Source organism: Halorubrum miltondacostae (assembly GCF_041379815.1).
Classification (GTDB): Archaea; Halobacteriota; Halobacteria; order Halobacteriales; family Haloferacaceae; genus Halorubrum; species Halorubrum miltondacostae.
Genome location: NZ_JBEDNY010000001.1, coordinates 784,384 through 808,087, shown reverse-complemented (window position 1 = coordinate 808,087; position 23,704 = coordinate 784,384). Strand labels below are relative to the sequence as shown.

The window sequence follows — 23,704 nt, the reverse complement described above, 5'->3', positions numbered from 1 at the left end:
GCGGAGGTCGCCGCCAACGGCGAAGTATGCGTCGAACCACTCCGACGCTCGGGGCGGTCCGCGTCTACGTCGTGCGATCGTATCGTCGCGCATTCTCTGCGTACAAGTGAACCACGCCGAGAAGCAACTAAAGTTGTATTAGGAAAATCTCAATTTGCTTCTGGGGCGCTGAGAACCGCACCTATCGCACGTATCGCGGCTGATCGACAACAAGACTTTATTTACGGCAGTTGAATGCCGGGTAATGGGAGACCCAGCGGGTGGCGGATCGCCGGACGTCCTCGAGAACAAGCGGAACGCGACCCGGTATCAGATCCTCGTGGAGATCGCGGCCCGCCAGCCGGCCGTGAGCCAGGGCGAGATCGCGGACGCGATCGGCGTGACCTCGCAGGCGGTCAGCGATTACGTCCGCGACCTCGCCGAGGCCGACTACGTGGAGAAGGGAGGGCGGGGTCGGTACGAGGTGACGAAGGAGGGGGTCGACTGGCTCATCTCTCGGACGGACGACCTAGAGGCGTACCTCGAGCGGGTGAACTCCGACGTCCTCGGCAGCGTCGAGGTCGACGCCGCCATCGCGCTCGACGACGTCGCGGAAGGCAGCGAAGTCGGGTTGGTGATGCGCGACGGCGTCCTCCACGCCAACCCCGCTGGTGGGACGGCGACCGCGGTCAGCGTCACGAGCGCCGCGGCGGGCGAGGCCGTCGGGGTCGCCGACTTCGAAGGCGTCGTCGACTACGAGACGGGGAGCGTCTCGGTGCTTCCCGTCCCGACCGTCACCGACGACGACCACCTGACTCCGGACGTGGTCTCGACGCACGTCCCGGACGAGGGGCTCGTCGCGGTCGCCGGCACGGAGGCGTACGCGCTCGTCTCGCGGAGCGACACCTCGCCGGACATCCGGTTCGGGACCGCGGAGGGCGTCGCCGAGGCGGGGATGCTCGGCCTCGACGTGCTCCTCGTCGCGGTGACCGACGAGATCCCGCGACACACCTCCAAGCTCCGCGATCGGAACGTCCCGCACCGGGTGCTGGACTCGGATGCGTTTTAGCCCCTCTACGAACATCGAAAGAAAGCGCCATCGAGGAGGACTCTCTCGGTCGCGATCACTCCTGTGTGACGCCGGCGACGGTCACGTACAGGCCGAACGTCGCGATTATCGTCCCGCCGAGCTGCGTGCCGGCGGTCGGAAGGACCCCGACGTCGGGGTAGAGCAGCGGCGCGAGCATGAACCAGCCCCCGAATATCGTCGTCAGCACGGCCGGCGGAAGGCTGGGCGTTCCCGCCGCCCGCAGGAGTTGGAGACTCCGCGCCGCGAACACGACCCCGAGCAGGCCGCTCGAACTGATGCTTCCGGCGAACGCGTTGGACGTCCCAAGCAGCAGCGGCAGGACGGCGACCCCGGCACACGCGAGGAGGCAGACGGCCGACGACGCCAACATGAACCGCGACGGGTGGTGTTCGCTCACGTCCGGACACTCGGCACCGGCCCAATTAATTCCACTGGCGAGGTCAGGCGCGCCCGCGGCGCGCGACGAATCCGTGGGCTTTCACCCGTCACGCGCGAACGGACTCGCGTGTCTCAGGACCAGTCCCGCCCGTCCGCTTCCGGGCTCGACGTGCTGATCTCCGGCGGCTCGATGGGTGGACTCTTCACCGGCATCGCGCTTGCGCGCTCGGGCCACAGCCCGACGATCTACGAGCGGTCGGCGGGAGCGCTCGAGAGCCGCGGCGGCGGTATCGTCGCCCAGCAGAACATCCGCCGGTTTCTCGCCGACCACGACGTCGTCGACCCGGACGCGATCACCACGCGGTCGCACGAGCGTCGGTTCCTCACGGAGAGCGGCGACGTCGAGCGCGCCGCGCCCGAGACGATGGTGTTCACGTCGTGGGACGCGCTCTATCGGCAGCTCCGCGACGCCTTCCCCGACGAGCGGTACCGAACCGGGGCGAAGATCACGAGCGTCTCGCCCGAGGCGGCCACCGCCACGATCGCCGACGAGGCGGAGCGGGCGGCGGACCTGGTCGTCGCCGCCGAGGGCGGTCAGTCGACGACGCGCGCGCAGCTGTATCCGGACGCGGAGCCGGAGTTCGCCTCCTACCTCGCGTGGCGCGGCGTCGTCGACGAAGCGGCCCTCTCGACCGCGTGCGTCGAGGCGTTCGACGGCACGTTCACCTTCTACCAAGGAGCCGACCACCTCATCCTCGCGTACTTCATTCCGGGCGCGGACGGCGAGACTGAGCCGGGGTCCCGCCGGCTCAATTGGGTATGGTACGATACCCTCGACGGCCGGGACCGCGAGGCGATATTCACCGACACGAGCGGCACCGAACGACGCCTCTCCGTCGCACCGGGCCGGCTGCGCGATCCGGTTCGCCGCCGACAGCGCGAGCGCGCGGCGACGCTGCCGCCCGTGTTCGAGACGCTCGTCGGTGAGACGCCGGACCTCTTCGTCCAGGCGATATACGACCTGACGGTGCCGTCGATGGTCGCGGATCGGGCGTGTCTGCTCGGCGACGCCGCGTTCGTCGCCCGTCCGCACACGGCCGCCGGGACGGCGAAGTCGGCGGGCGACGCGACCGCGCTCGCAGACGCCTTGGCGAGTCACGAGTCGGTCGACGATGCGCTCGCGGCGTGGAACCAGAGGCGCACCGAGTACGGCACTGCGCTCGTCGATCGGGGGAAGAAGATGGGAGACGAGCGGCTGAACCTACGCTGAATGGGACGCGACGCCGTGACCAGTGTGCCGGCGTCCGGATCGGTCGTTACCGGTCTCTGAACTCGACCGTGTAGCCGTTCTCGCGAAGTGCCTCGACGAGGTCGTCCCCTTGCTCGATCGTGAACTCGTGGAACGAGTTGGTGGGACTGTCCGCCGAGTACAGGTCCGAGTCGATGTTGTCCGGGACCTCGTTCTGGTGAGTATCTTCTTGGACGACGACCGGCTGGCTGGGAACGTGAGGAGAACCGCTATCTTCTGGCATTTGAACACCTATCCTTACGACTGTTCGGGCATTTGAATTCCGATCTCGGCCCGTCGGGCCGCGTCAGGCGAACGTCAGCGTCTCGTTCGTGATGTCGATGTCGTCTGGGTTGCCGTTGAAGATTCCGTACGAACCGGCGATACCGATCTGCTTTCGGTAGAGGATCGAGCCCGACGGCTCGTGGACCATCTGGAGGCGGATCCGGTCGGCGTCGGGGTAGTTACCGTCGTCGCCGGCCAGCCGACACGCCACGTTGACGTCGGTACAGTTGACGTCGCCCGGAATCGTGTTTCCGTCTTGGTTGTTGTGGACGACGGTCAGCCCGACGCTCTCGCCGGGGCGCAGCGACCGGTTGAGCGTTCCGGTGACCCGCTGGTTCCCGTGGTCGAGGGAGACGACGATCCCGTCGGCTTCGACGGTCTCGCCGGCGGTGTTCGTGAGCGTGATCTCCCACCGAAGCTCCTCGTAGTCCGGGGCCGAAGCGGGCGCTTCCTCGAACGTCAGACCGAGCGCGGCGAAGGTGGGCCGCTCTCCGAGGTCGTCCGTGATCCCGATCGCGAACACGCCGCCGACGGCCGCGAGGACGACGGTGATCGGGACGATCAACACGACGCCGACGACCGGGGTGGCCGTGCGGTCCTCGTTCGCTCCGGCCGGTTCGTCCATTGTACCGCATTTTGTCAATAGAACGATGACAATTGTGTTCTGACTCGCGCGGACTCAGCTCGGACCAATCGACGGCGGCGAGGTGGTGGGGCCGGACACACCAACTAACTTATAATCCAGCACGGAATGAATCACGGCACGGAGGACAGAGTGTGGCACAGGAGTTTCTGATCCCGCTCGTCGCCGGTATCATCGGACTCGGCGTCCTCGCGCAGATTCTCGCCGCCCGGCTCCGCGTCCCGAGCATCATCTTCTTCCTGCTCGTCGGGGTGACCATCGGCCGGCCGGGGCTCGGAATCGTGACGAGTGAGACCTTCGGCGACTCGCTCCCGGCGATCGTCGGGCTCGCGGTCGCGATCATCGTCTTCGAGGGGGCATTCCACCTCGAGTTCGAGCGCATCCAGCAGGCTCCGAGGGCCGCGGTCCGCCTCGTCACGGTCGGGGCCGGCATCGCGCTGGTCGGGACCGCCGTGGCCGTCCGGTTCCTCGAGGGGCTCCCGTGGGAGCTCTCGTTCGTGATCGGCGCGCTGCTCGTCGCCACCGGGCCGACAGTCATCTCGCCGATTCTGGAGGTCGTCCCCGTCAGAGACCAGGTCGCGGCCGTCTTGGAGACCGAGGGGATCGTCAACGACGTGACGGCGGCGATCACGGCGGTCGTGCTCTTCGAGACGGTGAACCCCACGGTCGCCGGCGAGGGGTTGATTCAGGGGTTCGCGCTCCGCCTCGGGGAAGGACTGCTCGTCGGCCTCGTCGTCGCGGGCATCCTCTACTACCTGCTCCGGTACGTCGACCTCTCGCCCGGGGCCGCGCCGCGGAACGCCCGGCTGCTCGCGCTCGCCGGCGCGCTCGCCGCGTACGCGGGGGCGAACCAACTTGCGAGCGAGGCCGGCGTCGCCGCCGCCGCCACCGCCGGCCTCGTCCTCGGGAACGTGGACATCCCGTACAAGGAGGAGATAACCGACTTCAAGGGCGACATCACGCTGCTCGTGCTGGCGTTCGTGTTCATCGCGCTCGCCGCGCAGCTCCCCCCCGCGGCGATATTCGACGTCGGGCTCGCGGGGCTCGGCGTGGTTGTCGTGGTCGCGGTGGTGATCCGGCCGCTGCTCGTGTTCGTCTCGACCGTCGGCGACCGGTTCACCTTCGCCGAGCGACTGTTCATCAGCGCGATCGGGCCGCGCGGGATCATCCCCGCGTCGGTCGCGACGCTGTTCGCCACCGAGCTCCGGGCGGCCGCCACGGAGCTCAACGACCCCGCGCTGGCACAGCAGGCGGACCTGCTGATCGGGACGGTGTTCCTCGTCATCTTCGTGACCGCCCTCGTCCAGGGCGGGCTGGCGCGGTACATCGCGCAGTACCTCAACGTGATACCCATGAGAGTCATCATCGTCGGAGGCGGACAGGTGGGCCGCGCGCTCGCCGAGCGCCTCGAAGACCGCGGCGAAAACGTCGTCATCGTCGAGGAGGACGAGGCGACGGTCGAATCGCTCCGCAACGACGGCTTCGCCGCCGTGATCGGCGACGGGACGGACACGGAGGTGTTGCGCAAGTCCGGCGCCGAGAACGCGAAGATCCTCGTCGCGGCCTCCGGAGATGACGACACGAACCTGCTCGTCGCGCAGCTCTCGAAGACGAACTTCGGCATCGAGAAGATCCTCGCGAAGGCGAACAACTCCGATAACGTCGACGCGTTCGAAGACCTCGGCGTGAGCACGATCTCCGCCGCGATGTCGGCCGCGTGGGCCCTCGACAACCAGATCGAGCGGCCGGACCTCGCCCACTGGATGACCGACATCGGGGAGACCGGCGACGTCCAGCAACTCAAAGTCACCAACGAGGAACTGATCGGCAAGAGCGTCCGCGAGGTCGGCCCGATGCTCCCGGACGGCTGCCTCATCGCCGTCCTCAGCGACGGTGACAGCGAGTCGGTCGCCGTGCCGAGCGCGGACACCGTCCTCAACCGCGGCGACCACGTCACGCTGCTCGGCCGACGCGAGGCCGTCCGAGAGGGGATGACGTTGGTCCAGTCCGACTGATCCGGGCCGCGCCCCGCACGACTGACGACGCCTTCGGACCGATTCGGACCTCGGCACGCGGCCGGGCCGTCGGCCCCCCTCGGTCGACCTACTGTACCTTCGAACTCGACGCCCGAGAGAGGAGAACGACCGCGACCGCCCCGAGGGCGAGCGCGAGGCCGAGCAACACCGCCACCCCGGGGACGAGCGTGTTCATCGCGCCCTCGAAGCGCGACACCTCGATCACCGTCATCACGTCGCGGTCGAGCATCAGTGCCCGCGCCGTATCGACGCCGTACGTGACGGGGTTGAACCGAGCGAACGTCTGAATCCAACTCGGGAGCGTCTCCAACGGGAGGAACGCGCTGGAGAGGAAGAGGAGCGGGAACTGGAGCAGGTTCGCGGCGATGATCGTCGACTCCTGGTCTTTGGTGATCACCGCGATCGAGTTCGACAGCGAGACGAACCACAGAGAGAAGAGGATGCCGACGCCGACGATGGCGACCGCGCCCGGGACTCCGGTCGCGATGTCGGCCCCGAGCGCGACGCCGAGTCCGAGGATGATGCTGACCTGAATCGCGATCCGGAACACCTCGGCGGCCGTCTTCCCGACGAACACCGCGGTCCGGTTCATCGGCGAGACGAGCACCTTCTCGAACATCCCGTTCTCGATGTCGTTGACCAGGCCGATACCCGAGGTGACCGCCGCCGCGAGCGACACTTGGACCGCGATGGCGGGCACGAGGTACGTCTCGTAGGAAATCCCCGGGATGCCGCGGTTGACCGCCCCGCCGGCCACCTGGCCGAACACCTCGGTGAAGAGGACGAGGAAGATGACCGGCTGCGCGAGCGACACCACGAGGACGAAGGGGTTCCGCACCGCCTTGAGGTTCCACCGCTTGAAGTTGACCCAGACGTCGCCGACGAAGCCGTTCGACGAGCGCCGGGGCGAGCCGTCCGCGGTCGCCGTTCCGTCAGCGTCTGGCGCGCTCATCGTCTGCCCCCCAGTTCGGTGTCGCTCTCGACCTCGACGTTCTCGCCGGTGATAGAGAGGAACACGTCGTCGAGCGTCGGCGATCGGACGTTGAACCCGATCACTCGGACGTCCGCGTCGCGCAGGGCCACGAGCAGGTCGGTCCCGCGTTCGCGGGCCTCGCGGCTCGTCACCGCGAGCCCGCCCTCGGTCGGCTCGACGCTCCCCGCCTCGAACAGTCCGGTCTCGCGTGCCAGTGAGGCGGCCCGTTCGGGATCGACGTCCTCGTCGAGGTCGACCTCCAGGATCTCGCCGCCGACGCGACGCTTGAGGTCGGCCGGCGACCCCTCGGAGACGATGTCGCCGTCGAGGATGACCGCGAGCCGATCGCAGAGCTGGTCGGCCTCCTCCAAGTACTGCGTCGTCAGGAAGATGGTCGTCCCGCGGTCGTTGATCCGCTCGAAGTAGTCCCACAGGCGGTTGCGCGCCTTCGGGTCCAGCCCGGTCGTCGGCTCGTCGAGGAACACGAGCGGCGGGCGGTGGACGAGCGCGGTGGCGGCGTCGAGGCGCTTTTTCATCCCCCCGGAGAACTCCTCGGCGCGCTTGTCGCGGACGTCAGACAGGTCGACGAGGTCGAGCAGTTCGTCGATCCGTTCGTCCCTGTCGCCGCGCGGGACGCCGTAGGCCTCGCAGGCGAACCGAATGTTCTCCTCGGCCGTGAGCTCGGGGTCGACGCTCGTCTCCTGAGCCATGTATCCGATGGACTGCCGGACTCGCGCGGGGTCGGCGGTGACGTCGAACCCGTTGACTCGTGCCTCGCCGCTGGTCGGCAACAGCAGCGTCGCGAACACCTTGATCGTCGTCGTCTTTCCGGCGCCGTTCGGGCCGAGGAACCCGAAGAACTCGCCCGCCGGAACCGTCAGGTCGACCCCGCGGACGGCCTCGGTGCCGTCGGCGTAGGTCAGTTGAAGCCCGTCGACATCGATGGCCGACGCCCCCGCCGCGTCGTCTCCATCTCCCGCCGCGTCGGAGGGCGCGTCCCGCGTTTCGGCCCCTCCGTCGGTTCGTGCTCCGGAAGGGGTCGATGGTGGTGCCATGGGGACCACTACGAGGAGCGGGGATTAATACTCTCGACCGCAGCGGAGACGGGCGGCCGGAGCATTCCGTCGCGAGTTCGAGTCCTCCGGCGACGCGCGGCTCCGTACCGGCCGCCGCGCTGCGTTCGCCGGCTCCGTGGCCGGTCGGCGGCTCACACCGAGGAGAAGTACGACTGCCCGAATCGAAGGAGGTCGCGGTCGAACTCCTCCGGGTCGTCGATCCGAAAGTGGAAGAGTCGGTTCCGCATGTCGCCGATCTCGAGTACGAGCTCGCGGATCACGTCCTGCTGGTCGTCGAAGATCGGCTCGAACTCCGCCCAGTGGATGGAGATGAACTGGGCGTAGTGCGCGTAGCTACAGTGGTCGACTGACGCCGGCGTCGGCAGCGGGTGGTCCTCGTCGAATGTCGCCGCCAGCTCGTCCGACAGCGCGTCACCCAACGCCCGCGCGAGGATCTCGCGCAGCCGCATCTCGATCGACTCGATCAGCAGGAACGGTTCGAGCATCCGCTTCAACCGCGTCAGGAGGTCGTAGTCCGTCAGGATGTGCCACCCCTCGCCCCTGTCGACGACGATGTACGTGTGCTCCGCGAGCGCGTCGAACACCGCGAGGACGGCTTCGTCCTCGCTGACCGTGTGCGCGTCCTCGACCGCCGCCCCGACCGAGACTTTGTCCAGCGTCTTGTGGCCCACGTCCAGCTGGTGGAACGCGAGCAGCGTGCGGACGACCGACCGGTAGGTGACGATCCCGACGAGCTCGCCGTCGCGTTCGACGCCGACCTGCGTGTACCCGTTCTCGAACATCCGGCGGAGCGCCGATTCGAGCGCGAGGTCGTACCGGACGGTGCGCAGTCGGTTGTCGATCGGGAGGTCTGCGATCGTGTACATGGATAGCTGTCGTGTCGTCGGGTGGAAAGTTACGCGCTTTCACGCGGCCGCGTCGTCGGTTCGCTAATCACGCCGGAGCTCTGAGTCGACGTACGAGGCGATGGAGACGCGCGTCGCCGCCGCGGCGCCCTCGCGGCCAGTCGTCGCGCGGGCGTACATCGCGCCGTTGACCGTCGCGAGGATGTGCTCCGCGACCCGCGACGGGTCGACGTCGCGGAACGTCCCCTCCTCGATGCCGCGCTCGACGATGTCTCGGATGGTGGCCGCCAACCGTTCGTCGATCCGCGTGAACTGCTCGCGGAACACCCCGTTCGTCACGGCCTGCGACCGGAGCCCGACCAGCACGGCTTGGAGCTGGCGCTGCTCCTCGTCGGGCTGGAGCGGCAGCAGCTTCTCGACGACGTGTTCGAGGTCGGCGGTCGGTTCATCGCCGGTCTCGGTCGCGACCGTCGCTTCGAACCGGTCGACGGCGAACTCGAGGAACGCGACCAAGAGGTCGTCCTTGGCGTCGTAGTGGTAGTAGATGGCGGCCTTGGACTTCCCGAGCTCCGCGGCGATCCGCGAGATCGACAGCCCGGCGTAGCCGTGTTCGAGCAGCGCCCGGTACGTCGCCTCCATGATCTCCTCTTCGGCGGCGCTCCAGTCACGCTCGGGCGCGTCGGTGACCATCGTCAGTCCGACCTCCGCTCGGTCGTCCGCCCGCCGTCGGCGGGGTCGACGGCCTCGAGTTCGGTCGTACACCAGTGACAGAACCCGATGTCCGGGTCGACCGGCTTCCCGCAGGCGGGACAGGCCGGCGATTCGTCGACAGCCGTCGCCGCCGTCGCTCCCGCCGCGTCGGCCGCCCGAGTGCCGGTCCGACGGCGCTCGGCGTTCGCGACGAGGTAAGCGTCGACGACGCTGGCGCCGCTGACGAAGACGATCGGGAGCAGCGAGAACGGGTCGGCGAGCGTTCCGGATCTCAGCGCGGACAGCGCCGACTCGGGGACGAACAGGACCGTCGCCGCGTAGGTGGCCGCGAGCCAGCCGATCGCGCGGACCCAGCGCCGGAGGTACAGGTGGCCGAGCCCGGTGGCCAACGTCCCCAACAGGGCGGCGAGCAGCGGATTCTTTCGGAGCGAGACGCGTGCCATGTCGTGTACTGAACGTTCGGTAGGTAAAAGCGCTTCGTCCGTGTCGCGACGCGTGAGTCGAAGCGCGGCCCCGGACACCACTTGATCGCCAAATAATCGCTTTTTGGGTCGTTAATAGCGCTAGATCCGAAATCGAGATGCCGGCGAGAACGCCTCGCGTTCGGTGACGGCCCCGGCCGAAAAGCTGTTACTTACCGAACGTTCAGTAAGGCCACGGGCGAACCGACGCCCTCGACCGAACCATGACCCGCGAAACCCGATCCGCCGACGAATCGACGGCACCGTGGCACGACCGCCAGCTCGCTCACTGGGACGACGAGTCGTCCCTCTACGAGGCCGTCACCGACGCCGTGTCGAGCGCCACCGGGACGGCCCGCTCGACGGTCGCATCTCAGTACGACCGGGCGCATGCGGTCGCCCTCAGCCGGCTGTTCGGCGAGAACGAGGGGACGGCGACGCCCTCGACCGGGGTCGTCAAGTTCGTCCTCTCCGAGTGCGTCGTGTCGGTCCACAGCAGCGGACAGGTCTCGGTCAGTCCCGTCGACGAGACGGCCGCCGCGGACGCCTGAGCGGCTGGCTACGCTACCCCGCGGCGATGCGCGACGCGCCGATGAACCGCATCGCCGACCCCGAGGGGATCGCCGGCGCGGTCGCGTTCCTCCGTTCGTCGGACGACTCCGCAATCACGAGGCACACGGTCCCGGTCGACGGCGGACAGGCCGCGGACTGGATCGGCGGCCCGCGGGCTCCGGAGCGGGCGGAAATCAAGAGTGACCGCGACGCCTCCTCAGAAGGTGATGACTTCGTAATCGTCATCGACGAGCGACCGGACGCTCGGGTGGCCGTCGTACTCGGCGAGGGTGGCTAGCCCGGCATCGGAGACCGCGTCCGCGACGTCGAACGCGCTCGCGCAGTAGTCACAGACCGCCGCGTCGTCGCGGACCGCCTGGAACAGCTCGTGGTAGTCGCTCTCCTCATCTTCCAACTCCGGGATCCACTGCGTCCCGGCCCCGTCGAAAATGAGCTTCAGCTCGTCGCCGTCGGTCTCGGCGAACTCCTTAGCAGCCTCCAAGGCGTTCGCGAGGCGACCGTAGTCGGCGTGCGACTCGTTCCCGGCGAGGATCACGATTGCGGCTTTTGCCATCGTGATTCCCCGTAACTCGCAGGCATAAAAGACCCGCTCGCGGCTGTGCGTTCGCGGCGTCGGAACGGCGACCGACTAAGCGGACGACGAGCGCGGGCCGTCTTCCGTCGCGCTCGGTGTCCACGCGTCTAGTGTCATCAGTCGCGAAGGACCGTCGGCCGCTCCCGCGTCACCAGTCCCGAGACACCGGCGTCTCGCTCGCGTCCACGTTCGACAGGAGCCACGCCGCGGCGTCGGCGAGCGCGTCGTCGTCGGTGGCGGTCACTTTCAGCCGGTTGTGGTCCGCCTCGCGGTCGGGGTAACAGCCGACGGCGACGTCGAACCGCTCCATCGCCTCCCGCAACGCGGAGACGATGTTGGACTCGGGCTCGACGGTGTAGAGGAAGCGTGAGCGGCGGTCCCCCGCGAACTCGTTGGCGACCGCCTCGAACGTCGCCTTCAGCTCGTCCGGGATGCCGGGCATGACGTAGACGTTCTCGACCACGCAGCCGGGCGCGAGCCCCGCGTCGGTCACGAGCGGGCGGCTCCCCTCGGGGACCGCCGCCTCCGCGTCGACGTCGACGTCGAACTCGCGGTCGGGGACCCGCTCGCGGATGGCGGCCAGCCGCCGCTCGACGGACTCGCGCGTGAGGTCGGTGGGGGCCATCTCGCGGTCGAACGCGTCCGCGACCGCCTCCATCGTCACGTCGTCGGGCGTGCTGCCGATGCCGCCCGTCACGATCACGGCGTCGAAGTCGGCAGCGTACTCCCGGACGCGGTCGGCGATCTCCCCCCTGTCGTCCGGGATCGAGAGGATCCGCGGCACGGCGACGCCGCGCTCGCTCAGCTCCGCGGCGAGCCAGTTGGCGTTCGTGTTCACCGTGTCGCCCGAGAGCAGTTCGTCCCCCACCGTGATCAGCGCGACCTCCATCGACGTGCCGTACGGTCGGGCGACGGATGTACGTTTCCCGCGACCGAGCGGGCGGTGCGAGGGCTCGCGTCGGCACCGACCAGAAAGGATAACCATTCGATCCGTATACCCCGATTCATGGCCCTCCACGCAGTCGAAGACCTCGAGGAAGCGTTCGGCGTCACCCGGGAGTTCCTGACGCCCGTCACCCCGCGCCGCTGGCTGACGCTCGCGGTCGTCACGCTCTTCGTCGGCGGCGGCGTGAGTTTCCCGACGACGCAGTTCGGCACGTCGACGACGTCCGGAGACATCCCGGTCGGTGAGGTTCCGTCAGCACTCCCGGCCGACCTGCTGACGGTCGCCGTCGCAGTCGTCGGCGTCGGACTGCTGCTCCTCGCCGCGGTCGCGCTGATCGGATCGGTCATGGAGTTCGTGCTGATCGAGTCGCTCCGCACCGGCGAGGTGACGCTCCGGCGCTACTGGCGCCGGCGGTGGCGGCAGGGGCTCCGCCTGTTCGGGTTCCGGCTCGCGATCGGACTCCCGACGCTCGCGCTGTTCGGCGGCTGGGCCGCGCTGCTCGTCGTGCCGGTCCTCACCGGGCGCGACCCCGGGTTCTCCGCCGCGGCGTTTTTGATCGGGATCCCCCTGTTGGGTCTCGTCAGCGTCGCCCACGCGTTGGTGTCGGGGTTCACGACCGTGTTCGTCGTGCCGCTCATGATCCAGTCGGACTCGGGCGTCCTCGCGGCGTGGCGTCGCCTCTGGCCGTCGGTCAGGCGTTCGTGGAAACAGTACGTGGCGTACGTCGTGGTCGCGTTCCTGTTGACGGTCGCGACCGGGATCGTCGTCTCGGTCGCCGTCGGTATCGTCGCGGTCGTGCTCCTCGTCCCCGTCCTCGTCGCGGCCGGGGTCGTCCACGCGACCGTCTCGGTGACGTCGCCGATCGGACTGGTCGTCCTCGTTCCGCTCGCAGTGCTGTTCGGCGTCGCGGTGCTCACCGCCGGAGCGCTCGCGCAAGTCCCGGTCGTGACGTACCTCCGGTCCCACGCGCTGCTCGTGCTCGGCGACGTCGAGGAGTCGTTCGACGTCCTCGCCGATCGGCGGCCGTCGGGCGCGAACCCGTGACGAGTCCGGCTCAGCGACACCACGCTACTCGGGGCCGAACGCTGCGGACGGGACGACCGTTCCCGCGGGCGGTCGTCTCGGGGCGTCGGAACGGGTCGCGACCGAGACAACTCGGCGAACCCTGCCGAACAGCCGCCCCGATCAAAACAGCGACTCCAACTCCCCGTCGCTGTCCATCAGATCCGCGAAGCGGTCCTCGCTCTCGTCGGTGATCTCTCCCATGTTCTGTTGGGCCTCGATCGCGACCTGCTGAAGCTCTTTGACCCGCGGGACGTTCGTTACCCCGCCGAGCAGGACGAGCGCCGCGACCGTTCCCTCGCCGCGCCGCGGGTAGTCGCCGCCGCGGACCTCCATCGAGCCGGTCTGCTCTTCGAGCCACTTGCGACCGTGTTCGATACCCTTCCGGTTGAGGTACGTCGGCGGCCCGGCGACGACGAGCAACGCGCGCTCCGTGCCGCTCACCTCGCAGGGCAGGGTGAGCCGACCGAGCGTCGCTTTCCGGACGAGACTCGTGACCCGATTGGTGGCCTCCGTGCTGTCGATCCCGGGGTTCGAATCGTCGCGGAGCCGCGACAGCAACCCCGACCGCTTCGGTTCGTCCACCTCGACGTCGGCGTACCCCAGCGACGAGATGCCGCCGCCTTTGAGCGTGTTGATTATCTCGGAGGAGTCGACCACGCTCTCGGCGACGTCGCTCCCCTCGGTGATTTCGCCGGCGCTGAACAGCACGCCGAACCGCTGGACCAGCTCCCGGTTGATCGCGTCGAACCCCTCCCCGACTGACTCGCCCGAACTGCGCCACGCGTCGTTGTCGAACAACATGAGGTTGTCCACCTCGTCGACGAACGTCTTGAGCGATCGGGCGGCGTTCAGGGTGTAGATCCCGCCCTCGTCGCGACCGGGCAGGATGCCGAGCCCGTACACGGGTTCGGTGTAGATCCGTTTGAGATTCTTCGCGATCACGGGTGCGCCGCCCGACCCCGTCCCGCCGCCGAGCCCGGCGACGACGAGGAACGCGTCGATCTCGTGGACCGGCACCGAGTCGAGCGCTCCTTGAATCTCGTCGATGTCCTCCTCGGCCACTTCCGCACCCAGTTCGTTGTCCGCACCCACGCCGTGGCCCTTGACCCGCGACTGCCCGATCAGGATCCGGCGGTCAGCCGGGAGGCGGTCGATACCGTCGAGATCCGCCTTCGCCGTGTTGACCGCGATCGCTCCCCGAACGATGTCCGCGCCCGTCTCCGCGTCGTAGGTCAGGAACTCGTCGACCACCTTCCCGCCCGCCTGTCCGACCCCGATCAGTGCGAGTTTCATGTGAACACACCACACGCATCTACGCGGCTCACACTGATAAAGCTTCGAAGCCCGATCCAATCCAAATTATAATGAAGGACGGCGGCATCGCTTGGGAGGTGACACGTGACACCACGCGCCGCGCGGTCCTCGCGAGCGTCCTCGCGGCTGGCAGCGCCGGGCTGGCGGCGAGCGACGCGGCCGACCTCCTCGATTCGTTCGCGCCGCTGTCGGGCGGGGCGTGGGACGCCGCCGACCGCTCCCTCCCGGAGACCGTCGAGAGCCCGCACGGGGCGGCGACGGTCGCCCGCGACGAGTTCGGCGTCCCGCAGATCGAGGCGGACGAGGAGCCGGCGGCGTACTTCGCGGTCGGCTACTGTCAGGCGTTCGACCGGCTGTTCGCGATGGACCTCCAGCGCCGGGTGATGCGGGGGCGCCTCTCGGAGGTGATCGGCGAGGCGACGCTCGACAGCGACGAGTTCAACGTCGCGATGGGGTTCGCCGACGCGGCCGCGGCCACGTGGGACGTCGTCGCGGAGACGCGCGCCGGCCCGCTCGTCGAGGCGTTCGCGGACGGCGTCAACGCCGCGATGGACGACCTGCCGCTCCCGCTGGAGTTCGAGCTCATCGGCTACGAGCCGGAGCCGTGGACGCCGGTCGACTCGATACTGATGGAGAAACAGATCTCATGGACGCTCACCGGCGACTTCGGCGAGCTGCGGCGGGCGCTGGTCGCCGAGCGGCTGGGCGCGGAGCACGCGGCGACGCTGTTCCCGACACGGTACGACCACGACGACACGATCCTCGACGGGACCGAGACGCGGTTGGGCGGGAGCGCCGAGCGCGTCCGCGGGGCGAGCGAGCGCGCCGTGAACGGCGGGTCGAGCGGCTCGGTCGACCCTGTCGACCCCGAGCTTGCCGGCTGGCTCTCCGGCTTCGAGTCGCCGACGGGCGTCGGCTCGAACAGCTGGGTTGTCTCCGGGGAGCGGACCGCGAGCGGGACGCCGATCGTCGCGTACGACCCGCACCTCTCGCTCCAAGCGCCGCCGCTGTGGTACGAGCAGTCGGTCGACACCCCCGAGCGCTCGGTGCGGGGCGCGACGTTCTCAGGGGTTCCATTCGTCATCGCGGGCGCGAACGACCGCGGTACGTGGTCGTTTACCAACCTCGGCGCCGACGTGCTGGACTGTTATCGGTACGACATCGACGACGCGGGCGACCGCTACCGGTACGACGGCGAGTGGCGGCCCTTCGAGACCGACGAGCGCGAGACGATCCCGGTCGCCGGCGGCGAGGACCGGGAGGTCCGCGTGCGACGCACCGTCCACGGCCCTCTGATCGAACGCGAGGGGGAGACGGTCGGCGTCGCGTGGACCGGCCACACCGCGACGCGGACCACGGTCGCCATCGAGGCGTACGGGCGAAGCGGGGGGATCGACGACCTGCTCGACGCGACGCGCGACTTCGACCTGCCGACCCAGAATCTCGTGTACGCGGACGCCGACGGTCGGACTCTCTACTTCGCGACCGGGCGGCTGCCGATCCGCCGCACCGACGGGGAGGTCGTCGACGGCGACCGGATCTTCGACGGCTCCGCGGGCGAGGGCGACTGGAGCGGCTTCGAACCCTTCGGCGAGTCCTCATGGGAGGGGTTCGTCCCCTTCGCGGAGAAGCCGCACGCGATCGACCCCGACGTCCTCTCGACCGCCAACCAGCGCCCGATCGACGACCCGACCCACTACGTCGGCGTCAGTTACGCGGCCCCGTACCGCGGGTCCCGGATCGCCGACCGGCTCGACGCGGCGGTCGACGGCGAGGGGTCGACCGACCCCGACTTCCACCGCGCCCTCCAGAACGACGTGCGCGACGGGCGCGGCCCGGAGCTGGTCCCCGAGCTGGTCGCCGCGGTCCGTGACCGCGACGACCCGGATCCGTCGCTCGTCGACGCCGCAGAGAACCTCGACGAGTGGGACTACCGGATGCGGCGCGATTCGCGCGCCGCGCTGCTGTTCGCCCGCTACCTCCCGCACTTCCGCGAGCGAGTCTTCGGCCCGAGATTCTCCGACGCCGACCTCGGCGAGGGGTACTACCCGAGCGACTGGACGCTCGCGCGGCTCCCCGACGGCGACCCACTCTTCGACGGGCGGTCGCGGGCCGCCCTCGCCGTGAGGGCGCTCCGCGACGCGCTCGACGAGGTCGGGGCGGAGGGGTGGGAGGCGTACGGCGACTACAACACCACGCGGGCGATGACTCACCCGGTCGGCGGCGAAGCGCCGTTCCTGAACTACGAGGAGCTGCCGGCGGACGGCTCGCCGGCGACCGTGAAGAACTACCGCGTCGGCTCCGCGGTCGGGTCGAGCTGGCGGATGGTCGTGCGCCCGGGAACGGACGCGAGGGCGGTCCTCCCGGGCGGGAACTCCGGCGACTACTTCTCCGATCACTACGACGATCAGCTCCGGCGGTGGCTCGGCAACGACCAGCGGCCGATGCCGCTCGGCGCGGGCGGCGAGCCAGCGGTGCGGTTCGAGCCGTCGACGGAGGGGTCGCAGTGAGCGACTCCTCGTCGCGTCCGGCCGACGCGCCGTCTGCGGGCGACCCGTCGTCTCCCGCGGACTCCCCGTCGCTCCTCGACCGCGTCCGGACGGAACCCCGACCGCACGCGGCCGCGCTCGTCGCCGCGGTCGGGGTCGGCGTCGCGCTCGCGCTCGTCCACTGGGTCGGGCTGATCGCCGCAGGGGCGCTCGCGTCGCTCGTCGCCCCGACGGTCCGCCGCGGGGTCGGCTACGCGCTCGGGGCGGGGGTGGTCGCCCTCGCGGCGTTCGCGGTCTCACTCGGGCCGTCGGCCGGTGCGGTGCCGGGGATGCGCCCGGTTGTCTACGTCGCGGTCGGCGCGGGGCTGGCGCTCCCCCTGTTCGGCTCGCTCGCGCGCGCTGTCGTCCCGTGAGCGAGCTCGCGGTGACCGAGTCATAGTCCAGGCGCTCTACCTCGGCGCTCTCGTCCGTCTCCACGTCCCCCGTGTTGCGGGTCCCGCTGGGCTCGAACAACATGATCTCGGCCTCGGGCTCGGCGACCGGACGGTGTTCGGTCCCGCGCGGAACGACCGTGAACTCCCCCGCCTCTAACACCGCGTCGTCCGCCTCACGGAACTCGATCCGGAGCCGCCCGGAGTGGACGAGGAACAGCTCGTCGGCCGCCTCGTGGCTGTGCCAGACGAACTCGCCGTCCGCCTTCGCGAGCTTGACCGCCTGCCCGTTGAGTTCGCCCGCGAGCCGCGGGGACCACGTCTCGTCGAACGAGTCGAACGCGTCGGTGAGAGAGACCGGCTTCATACCGTCGGTCGGCGACGGAGCGGTAAAATCGCTGTCCACCGACGCGACCGATCCCGCGGCCACAGTCGGCCGAGCCCCGGCGGTGATATATACCGCTCCGGAGCGGTGCCGTCCCTTCCGGACGGCAGCGGACGCCTCATATAAGCGTTTACGGGGGGCCTGAGCGTGCCGCGACGTATGCCAGCGACCCACGCGGACGGCGGCAGCGATCCGGTTCGGGCGGCGCGAGCGGCGCTCCGAGTCGAGCGGCGCCGGGTCGTCGACGAGCGGGAAGCGTTCCGCGCGTTCGGGGCCCGCGTGTCGTCGATCCCGGACGAGAGCGTGGACTCCGGCCCGGCCGACCCCGCCGCGGCCGACAGGTTCGCCGGCGTGGGCGGCGCGGCCGGTGGCGCAGTCGGCGGGTCGGGGGGCGGAGCCGCGTCGCCGGGCTCCCGGCTGGTCGCGGTGCGCGACGCGTACCGCGCCACGGTGATGTCGGTCCCGCACTACGAGACGGAGTACGATGACACATACGAGCGGAGCGTCGCCGAGGAGTTCGGCCCGGAGCTCGCCTACGCGCTCACCCGGACGAACCGTTTCCACGAGGAGTACAAAGAGTCGCTGCTGAGCGCCGTCGAGACCGCGGTCCGAGATCGCGAGGCGTTCCTCGACGCCGTCGAGTCGGAGATCGAGTCGGTCCAGCGCGCGGGCTCCCGGCTCGATCCGATCCGGAGCGAGGTCGGCGCGATCGAGGACGAGATCGGTCTCACCGGGAGTGAGGGAACCGACGGAGCGGGCGTCGACGACTACGGGTTCGGTGCGCTCGACGCCTGCCGGACCCGGACCGGGGCGCTTCGCGACGACTGCGACCGGATCGCCGCGCGCCGCCAGCGCGTCCTCGCCGAACACGAGCGCCGGCTCGCGACCGATCACCTCGACCTGCCAGCGTACTGCTATCAGGGCCTCGACGTCACCTACCCGGTGCTCGCCGCCGTCGGGGCGCTCGGCGACCGCCTGACGTCACTTCGGTCCCGGATCGAGCGGGCCATGGGTCGGGGGTGATGACGGAGCCGCCGAGGGGGAAGTAGCTGCGACATCTGTCGAGTAGAGGGCCAGAGAAACCAGAATACGTCCGGGCGTCAGGTTAATGATCGTTCACAATATATGGTACCATATGTCATGTAGAATCACCTGTAACGAGTGCGAGCTCGACCGGTGGCTCGACGACTGCGTGACCGCTCACAAGCTGGCGAAGGAACACGAGGCCCGCTACGCCGACCACTGGATCACGCTTCAGGATCCCCCCGAGGACGACGCCGTCCCCGGACACGTCCAGCAGTCGGGGTCGGGATAGTCGTGACCGAGACCGCCGACGGTGTGCCGTCCGTCCCCGATTCGACGGATCGGGTCAGCCGCGGCCACCCGCGCGCCCGAAGGCTTCATTCCCGACACCGCCGAGGAGTGACCGCCGAGCGGTCGAACAGTGATGTATGAAGCAGCCGGTGTTCTGCTTCGACAGAGACAAGACGGTGGACCTGCGGCCGCCGGAGCGCGGGCGGGCGGTGCCGCTGGCTTGGATCCAGTTCTACGCGCATCGCACGGACCACGACGTCTGGGCGACGGGGAACCCGCGGCTCTGCCGCGAGGCGGGGATCCCCTCACCGCGCGAGGCCCGAGAGCTGCTCGTCGCCGCCGGTCGGGAACCGGTCGCGCCGTACGACCGGATGAACAGCGGCCGGATCGACCGGCTCCGCCTCCTCGATCAACTGTACGCGGAGAGCTACGACCGGGAAGCGCGGTTCGTCGTCGTCGACGACACCGACGTCACCGAGTACACCGACGGTCGGCCCTGGACGTACTACGGCCCGACGGAGTTCGTCGAGGCCGTGGAGGGCGGAGCTTATCCAGAGCCGGACCCCGGAGCGGTTCGCGGGGACTCGTACGGCGACCCGGAGCGCGGCGACCGATACCGAGCGCAGCTGAACGAGTTCGAACGGCGCCTCTCGAAGTAAGGCGAACCGCGCGTGCCGCGCCCGGCCCGTCAGCGGACGTGAGTATAAATGCGGGACCGCCCTGTACCCGGCATGGAGTGGCAAGGGGATCCCCATTCGGACCTTCCCTTCGAGGAGTGGAAGCGGACGAAGCGCCTCCAACGGCCGACGGACCCGTTCACCGTACGGCGGGTCGACCCCGACCGGATCCAACACGTGACCGTCTACACCGACACGGTCGACAAGGCGCAGGACGGCGAGCGACACCCGGTCTTCACGCCGGCGGACGCTCGGTTCGCCGGCTTCTTTCGGACCGCCGAAGCGGGAGCGGTGCGCCGTGGCGAGTGGGACCGCCGTCTGCTCCCCTTCGACGAGTACCTTCCGTACGTTGGGCTCCGCCGACACTTCGTCGACGGCGTCGACTGGGAGGACACGCGGTACTACCGGAACATCGTCGACTGTATCACCGGCGGATCCCCGCTGTGGGGCTGTGAGACCGAGGCGGAGTTCCGCGACCGCTGCGGGGACATCGACCGGCTGTACGACCGCATCGACCGCGAGGGGTACCGACCAGCGAGCGAACTGCGCGAGGGCAAACTCCGGTACGACGAGATCGCGGTCAACGTCGGGCGCGACGGACACCTCCTGTTCAACGACGGCAAGCACCGCCTCTCGATGGCCAAGCTGTGCGACGTGGACGATGTCCCCGTCCGGGTGATCGTTCGCCACCAGGGGTGGGTCGCCGAATCGGACCGCGAGTTCCCGTCGGAGTGACGGCTTCGAGGCCGCGGTCGGGGCGGGGGCGGTCCCCGGAACCCGCGTGCGGTCCGGTGTAACGGGCCGGCGGCGGCTATCGGCCGGCAGGCGAGGAGCGGTCAGGCGTAGCCGAGTTCCTCCAGCCGCTCTCGGATTTCCGGATCGACGGGGCCGGTCTCGTCGCCGTCGCGGTTGTCGGGGACCTCCTCGCGGAGCGCGGCCAGCTCCTCCTGCGGGGTCTCGGTCGGCGACTCGCCGGTCTCGATCCATCCCTCGTCGCTCTGGAAGCCGTAGTAGCCGTCCGCGACCAGCCCCCGGTACTCGACGTCGACGGCGTCGATCGCGGCGGGCGCGTAGCCACGCTCGCGAAGCGCCTCGCGCCGCATCGACGCGATACCGTTGTACTCGGTGAGATACGTCACCCCCCGATCGCCGTTCGCCGTCCGGAGGTCGCGGCCGCGGCGGTTCGGCCCGGTACCGTCGGCGAGCGCCAGCACGGTGTGGTAGACGTCGAGGAGCGAGACCGGGGCATCGACGCGCTCATCCGAGAATTCCGGGCCGGTGACGACCAGCGGGACGTTCGTCACCTCGGAGTAGAGGCCGTACCCGTGTTCCCAGACGCCGTGTTCGCCGAACAGCTCGCCGTGGTCGCCGAGGGTGATGACGTAGTCGAACCGCGCCGACAGCGCCTCGAACGCCTCGCGGTAGACGTCGCTTAGATACCGCACGCAGTCCTCGTACGCGGCCCGCGCGCGCTCCGGATCCGGCCCCGTGTGCTCCCGGTCGACGCCGTCCGCCAGCGCCTCGTCGGGGTCGTCGAACCGGTTGCGAAGCGTCGCCTCGAACGCCGGGCCGAGATCGTACGTGCCGCTCGACCGATACGCCGGAGGGGCGCGGTACGGCTGATGCGCCTCCATGAGGTTCGCGAACAGGAACGTGGGCCCCGACGGGGAGAGCGACCGGGCCAGGTCGCGGAACCGACCGGCCCCGGCGTCGCTGTCGCCCAGCGGGGTCCCCGTGACCGCCTCCGCCAAGCCGAACCGAAGCGACCGTCCGGTGTCGTAGTCGCCGCGCAGCGCCGCGGCCGCGCCGGTCAGATACGCCAGTCGCGGGTGTTCGTTCTCCTCCAGGTGTCGGTACCAGTTGAACACCGACGCGGTCGGGTACTCGGTGTCCCGAGTCCCGTCGAACACGTCGAATCCGCGATCGTACCCGTACGCCGGCGAGACGTTGATGTTCGCCGAGAAGGCGCGCGTTCGGTAGCCCGCCGCCGAGAGCTGTTCGGCGAGGGTCCGCTCGGGCGTCGAGAGCGCCCAGTCAGCGACCGTCACGTCCGCCTCGCTGGGATACATGCCGGTGAACAGGGAGGCGTGTGCGCCGCCCGTCCAGTGACTCGTCGAGTACGCGGCGTCGAACCACGTCCCCGGGAGCCACTCGAACGCCTCCCCGAACGCGTCCGCCCGGACCGTATCCAGCACCACGACCGCGATGTTCGTCACGGGTGTCCTATCTGACCGGCGCGGATATATATGCCACGTCGGTCCCTCCAGACCGTCCGGACGGAACGGGTGATTACGATTCGGACTAACAACAGAACTGATCCCATATATGGGGGTATGTTTTATTTAATTCGATACACTATAACAGTTAGTAGTGACAAACACCAGAGGTACCGTCCGTATTTCAGTCATTCAGTTAGACGAGTACGGGCCGTGGACGGTCGAACCGTCGCCGCGACGGGAAACGGACCTACAGGCGCTCCAAGCGCGTCTGTACGCCGACTTCGCCGATTTTGTCGGCCGCAGCGACGGCTACGCGTTCTTCAATCGGTTCGACAACATGCTCGGCATCGCCAACGGTATCGATGTCGCGGAGTACGAGCGGTTCCAAGAGCGCGTCCGCAACCAATACCCGATCACCGTCAGCGTCGGCGTCGGAGAGGGGGAAACGCCGGTCCGCGCGGTGGAAGTGGCGAGCCAACAGCTCCAAGACGCGGGGAGCGCCCAAGACCCCGACCGGCGAGAGGTCCTCAGCGCCGGGGACACGAGCGACTCGGCCGGTCACGTCACCGTCGGACACTTCGACATCGTCGACGTGACGGAGTCGTTCACCGACACGGAACACGCGGCGACGGCCGGACTCACGATCCAGCAATCGATGATCGCGCTCAAACAGCGGCTCCTCTCCGAACACGATAGTATCGCCCAGTTCGTCGGGGGAGACAACATGATCGCCGTCTGTCCGCAGTTGAGCGAGGACGCGTTCGGCGACGTCGTCGACCACGTGAACGAGCAAACCGGCATCGAGTTCCAAGTTGGCATCGGCTCGGGACCGACGGCCCACAGCGCGGGCGACCGGGCGAAGGAGGCGCTCGAACACTGCCGAGAGACCGGGACGAGAGTCCACGAAGCCACGACGATACAGCAACAGGCGACGGATGACTGAACGGGCGCTCGTGTTCACCGACGAGCGAGAGGTCACCATCGAGGCGACCGAGACGGCGGAGCCGGCCGCGGACCAGGTGACCGTCGACGCGCACCTGTCGGCCATCAGTTCGGGGACCGAACTACTGGTCTACCGAGGCCAGGCCCCGTCGGGCATTACGGCCGACTCGTCGTTGAAGACGCTAGACGGCGACCTCTCGTTCCCGCTTCGGTACGGCTACTCGCTGGTCGGAAGCGTCGTCGACGCCGGGGAGGACGTCGACGACGCGTGGGTGGACCGGGAGGTCATCGCCTTCCACCCCCACCAGACGCGGTTCAACGCCACGACGGACTGTCTGATCCCCCTGCCGCCGGACCTCGAACGGCGAGCGGGCGCCCTGTTCCCGTCGGCGGAGACGGCCACGAACTTCCTGCTCGACGGCGCACCGAAGATCGGCGAACGGGTAGTCGTGTTCGGGGCCGGCGTTATCGGCCTCTGTACGATCCGCCTGCTCGCGGAGTTCCCCCTTGACTCGCTGGTCGTCGTCGAACCGCGCGCCTCGCGGCGCGACTTGGCGCGGGAGTTCGGCGCCGACGAGGTGGTCCCGCCGGGGAACGCCGGCGCCCCGTTCGAGTCCGTCGACGACGACCACGCGGGCGCAGACCTCGTGTACGAGCTCTCGGGGCGGCCGGACACGCTCAATGACGCGATAGATGTCGTCGGATACGACGGCCGGATCGTCGTCGGATCGTGGTACGGGTCCAAGCAGTCGGCGCTCCGACTCGGGGGGTCGTTCCACCGCGACCGCATCGACGTCATCTCGAGTCAAGTGAGCACGATCGACCCGACGTTGCGCGGTCGGTGGTCGAAGGACCGTCGCACGGATACCGCTCTCGACGCCCTCCGGACAGTCGACCACGAAGCGCTGATCACCGACGAGATACCCTTCGAGCGGGCCGGAGACGCCTACGAGCGACTCGACGAGGCGCCCGAGGGGACGGTCCAAGTGCTCCTCTCATACGACTAATAC

The 23,704-nt window shown here is 69.0% G+C and carries 25 protein-coding genes and 2 pseudogenes; 14 read left to right on the top strand and 13 right to left on the bottom strand.

Features of this window, described 5'->3' with window-relative positions; translation table 11 throughout:
• Positions 1-244 precede the first annotated feature (244 nt).
• Positions 245-1,048, top strand: a complete 804-nt coding sequence (locus ABNG04_RS04480; RefSeq protein ID WP_371160393.1) for a DUF7839 domain-containing protein — start codon at positions 245-247, stop codon at positions 1,046-1,048.
• A 55-nt stretch (positions 1,049-1,103) separates the two neighbouring features.
• Here ABNG04_RS04480 and ABNG04_RS04475 read toward each other — a convergent pair whose 3' ends face one another.
• Positions 1,104-1,466: a hypothetical protein gene (locus ABNG04_RS04475; RefSeq protein ID WP_371160391.1), complete on the bottom strand. Its 363-nt coding sequence runs from the start codon at positions 1,464-1,466 to the stop codon at positions 1,104-1,106.
• Between the two features lie 108 nt (positions 1,467-1,574).
• Between ABNG04_RS04475 and ABNG04_RS04470 the strand changes: the two genes are divergently transcribed.
• On the top strand, positions 1,575-2,717 hold the full coding sequence (locus tag ABNG04_RS04470; RefSeq protein WP_371160389.1) for an FAD binding domain-containing protein: 1,143 nt from the start codon (positions 1,575-1,577) through the stop codon (positions 2,715-2,717).
• 46 nt (positions 2,718-2,763) lie between these two features.
• On the opposite strand, the gene ABNG04_RS04465 is transcribed toward ABNG04_RS04470, so the two are convergent.
• Positions 2,764-2,979, bottom strand: coding sequence for a hypothetical protein (locus ABNG04_RS04465; RefSeq protein WP_371160387.1), 216 nt, complete (start codon positions 2,977-2,979; stop codon positions 2,764-2,766).
• 63 nt (positions 2,980-3,042) lie between these two features.
• Positions 3,043-3,645, bottom strand: coding sequence for a type IV pilin domain-containing protein (locus ABNG04_RS04460; protein ID WP_371160385.1), 603 nt, complete (start codon positions 3,643-3,645; stop codon positions 3,043-3,045).
• 152 nt (positions 3,646-3,797) lie between these two features.
• Between ABNG04_RS04460 and ABNG04_RS04455 the strand changes: the two genes are divergently transcribed.
• Positions 3,798-5,678 carry a cation:proton antiporter domain-containing protein gene (locus ABNG04_RS04455; RefSeq protein ID WP_371160384.1) on the top strand — a complete coding sequence of 627 codons (1,881 nt, stop codon included), beginning with the start codon at positions 3,798-3,800 and terminating at the stop codon, positions 5,676-5,678.
• A gap of 88 nt (positions 5,679-5,766) precedes the next feature.
• Here ABNG04_RS04455 and ABNG04_RS04450 read toward each other — a convergent pair whose 3' ends face one another.
• From ABNG04_RS04450 to ABNG04_RS04430, 5 genes are all read right to left on the bottom strand, one after another.
• Entirely contained in the window at positions 5,767-6,651 is an 885-nt protein-coding gene (locus tag ABNG04_RS04450; RefSeq protein ID WP_371160383.1) for an ABC transporter permease, read from the bottom strand.
• Positions 6,648-7,727 carry an ABC transporter ATP-binding protein gene (locus ABNG04_RS04445; protein ID WP_371160381.1) on the bottom strand — a complete coding sequence of 360 codons (1,080 nt, stop codon included), beginning with the start codon at positions 7,725-7,727 and terminating at the stop codon, positions 6,648-6,650. The genes ABNG04_RS04450 and ABNG04_RS04445 overlap by 4 nt, the downstream gene beginning before the upstream one ends.
• Before the next feature lie 152 nt (positions 7,728-7,879).
• Positions 7,880-8,614, bottom strand: coding sequence for a CBS domain-containing protein (locus tag ABNG04_RS04440; protein WP_371160379.1), 735 nt, complete (start codon positions 8,612-8,614; stop codon positions 7,880-7,882).
• A 63-nt stretch (positions 8,615-8,677) separates the two neighbouring features.
• Positions 8,678-9,283, bottom strand: coding sequence for a TetR/AcrR family transcriptional regulator (locus tag ABNG04_RS04435; protein ID WP_371160377.1), 606 nt, complete (start codon positions 9,281-9,283; stop codon positions 8,678-8,680).
• A 2-nt stretch (positions 9,284-9,285) separates the two neighbouring features.
• A complete protein-coding gene (locus ABNG04_RS04430; protein ID WP_371160376.1) occupies positions 9,286-9,747 on the bottom strand; it encodes a DUF7575 domain-containing protein in 462 nt (153 codons plus the stop codon).
• 242 nt (positions 9,748-9,989) lie between these two features.
• Here ABNG04_RS04430 and ABNG04_RS04425 point away from each other — a divergent pair, with 242 nt between their 5' ends.
• On the top strand, positions 9,990-10,316 hold the full coding sequence (locus tag ABNG04_RS04425) for a HalOD1 output domain-containing protein (protein WP_371160374.1): 327 nt from the start codon (positions 9,990-9,992) through the stop codon (positions 10,314-10,316).
• 20 nt (positions 10,317-10,336) lie between these two features.
• Positions 10,337-10,474 (top strand): annotated as a pseudogene (locus ABNG04_RS04420) (SDR family oxidoreductase); the annotation flags it as partial.
• Between the two features lie 60 nt (positions 10,475-10,534).
• Here ABNG04_RS04420 and ABNG04_RS04415 read toward each other — a convergent pair.
• Positions 10,535-10,891, bottom strand: a complete 357-nt coding sequence (locus ABNG04_RS04415) for a hypothetical protein (protein WP_371160372.1) — start codon at positions 10,889-10,891, stop codon at positions 10,535-10,537.
• A gap of 169 nt (positions 10,892-11,060) precedes the next feature.
• On the bottom strand, positions 11,061-11,801 hold the full coding sequence (locus ABNG04_RS04410; protein WP_371160370.1) for a competence/damage-inducible protein A: 741 nt from the start codon (positions 11,799-11,801) through the stop codon (positions 11,061-11,063).
• A gap of 117 nt (positions 11,802-11,918) precedes the next feature.
• Here ABNG04_RS04410 and ABNG04_RS04405 point away from each other — a divergent pair, with 117 nt between their 5' ends.
• A complete protein-coding gene (locus tag ABNG04_RS04405) occupies positions 11,919-12,902 on the top strand; it encodes a DUF7544 domain-containing protein (RefSeq protein ID WP_371160368.1) in 984 nt (327 codons plus the stop codon).
• Between the two features lie 141 nt (positions 12,903-13,043).
• On the opposite strand, the gene ABNG04_RS04400 is transcribed toward ABNG04_RS04405, so the two are convergent.
• Positions 13,044-14,216 carry a tubulin/FtsZ family protein gene (locus ABNG04_RS04400; RefSeq protein WP_371160366.1) on the bottom strand — a complete coding sequence of 391 codons (1,173 nt, stop codon included), beginning with the start codon at positions 14,214-14,216 and terminating at the stop codon, positions 13,044-13,046.
• 98 nt (positions 14,217-14,314) lie between these two features.
• Here ABNG04_RS04400 and ABNG04_RS04395 point away from each other — a divergent pair, with 98 nt between their 5' ends.
• Both ABNG04_RS04395 and ABNG04_RS04390 read left to right on the top strand, forming a co-directional pair.
• A complete protein-coding gene (locus ABNG04_RS04395) occupies positions 14,315-16,747 on the top strand; it encodes a penicillin acylase family protein (protein ID WP_371160761.1) in 2,433 nt (810 codons plus the stop codon).
• Positions 16,744-17,139 carry a hypothetical protein gene (locus tag ABNG04_RS04390; RefSeq protein WP_371160364.1) on the top strand — a complete coding sequence of 132 codons (396 nt, stop codon included), beginning with the start codon at positions 16,744-16,746 and terminating at the stop codon, positions 17,137-17,139. The genes ABNG04_RS04395 and ABNG04_RS04390 overlap by 4 nt, the downstream gene beginning before the upstream one ends.
• 25 nt (positions 17,140-17,164) lie before the next feature.
• Here the strand turns inward: ABNG04_RS04390 and ABNG04_RS04385 are convergent.
• Positions 17,165-17,524 (bottom strand): annotated as a pseudogene (locus tag ABNG04_RS04385) (cupin domain-containing protein); the annotation flags it as partial.
• Between the two features lie 177 nt (positions 17,525-17,701).
• Between ABNG04_RS04385 and ABNG04_RS04380 the strand changes: the two are divergent.
• From ABNG04_RS04380 to ABNG04_RS04365, 4 genes are all read left to right on the top strand, one after another.
• A complete protein-coding gene (locus ABNG04_RS04380) occupies positions 17,702-18,565 on the top strand; it encodes a DUF7260 family protein (RefSeq protein ID WP_371160362.1) in 864 nt (287 codons plus the stop codon).
• A gap of 112 nt (positions 18,566-18,677) precedes the next feature.
• On the top strand, positions 18,678-18,857 hold the full coding sequence (locus tag ABNG04_RS04375) for a hypothetical protein (RefSeq protein WP_371160360.1): 180 nt from the start codon (positions 18,678-18,680) through the stop codon (positions 18,855-18,857).
• A gap of 136 nt (positions 18,858-18,993) precedes the next feature.
• Positions 18,994-19,515, top strand: a complete 522-nt coding sequence (locus tag ABNG04_RS04370) for an adaptin protein (RefSeq protein WP_371160358.1) — start codon at positions 18,994-18,996, stop codon at positions 19,513-19,515.
• 72 nt (positions 19,516-19,587) lie between these two features.
• A complete protein-coding gene (locus ABNG04_RS04365) occupies positions 19,588-20,268 on the top strand; it encodes a hypothetical protein (RefSeq protein WP_371160356.1) in 681 nt (226 codons plus the stop codon).
• Between the two features lie 101 nt (positions 20,269-20,369).
• Here the strand turns inward: ABNG04_RS04365 and ABNG04_RS04360 are convergent, their stop codons facing one another.
• The gene (locus tag ABNG04_RS04360) at positions 20,370-21,749 is read right to left on the bottom strand and encodes a sulfatase-like hydrolase/transferase (RefSeq protein WP_371160354.1); all 1,380 of its coding nucleotides are present in this window, start codon (positions 21,747-21,749) and stop codon (positions 20,370-20,372) included.
• 181 nt (positions 21,750-21,930) lie between these two features.
• Between ABNG04_RS04360 and ABNG04_RS04355 the strand changes: the two genes are divergently transcribed.
• Complete coding sequence (locus ABNG04_RS04355; RefSeq protein ID WP_371160759.1) at positions 21,931-22,695, top strand: GTP cyclohydrolase IIa; 765 nt, start codon at positions 21,931-21,933, stop codon at positions 22,693-22,695.
• A complete protein-coding gene (locus ABNG04_RS04350; RefSeq protein WP_371160353.1) occupies positions 22,688-23,701 on the top strand; it encodes a zinc-dependent alcohol dehydrogenase in 1,014 nt (337 codons plus the stop codon). Before ABNG04_RS04355 ends, ABNG04_RS04350 begins: the two co-directional genes overlap by 8 nt.
• The last annotated feature ends 3 nt before the right edge of the window (positions 23,702-23,704 follow it).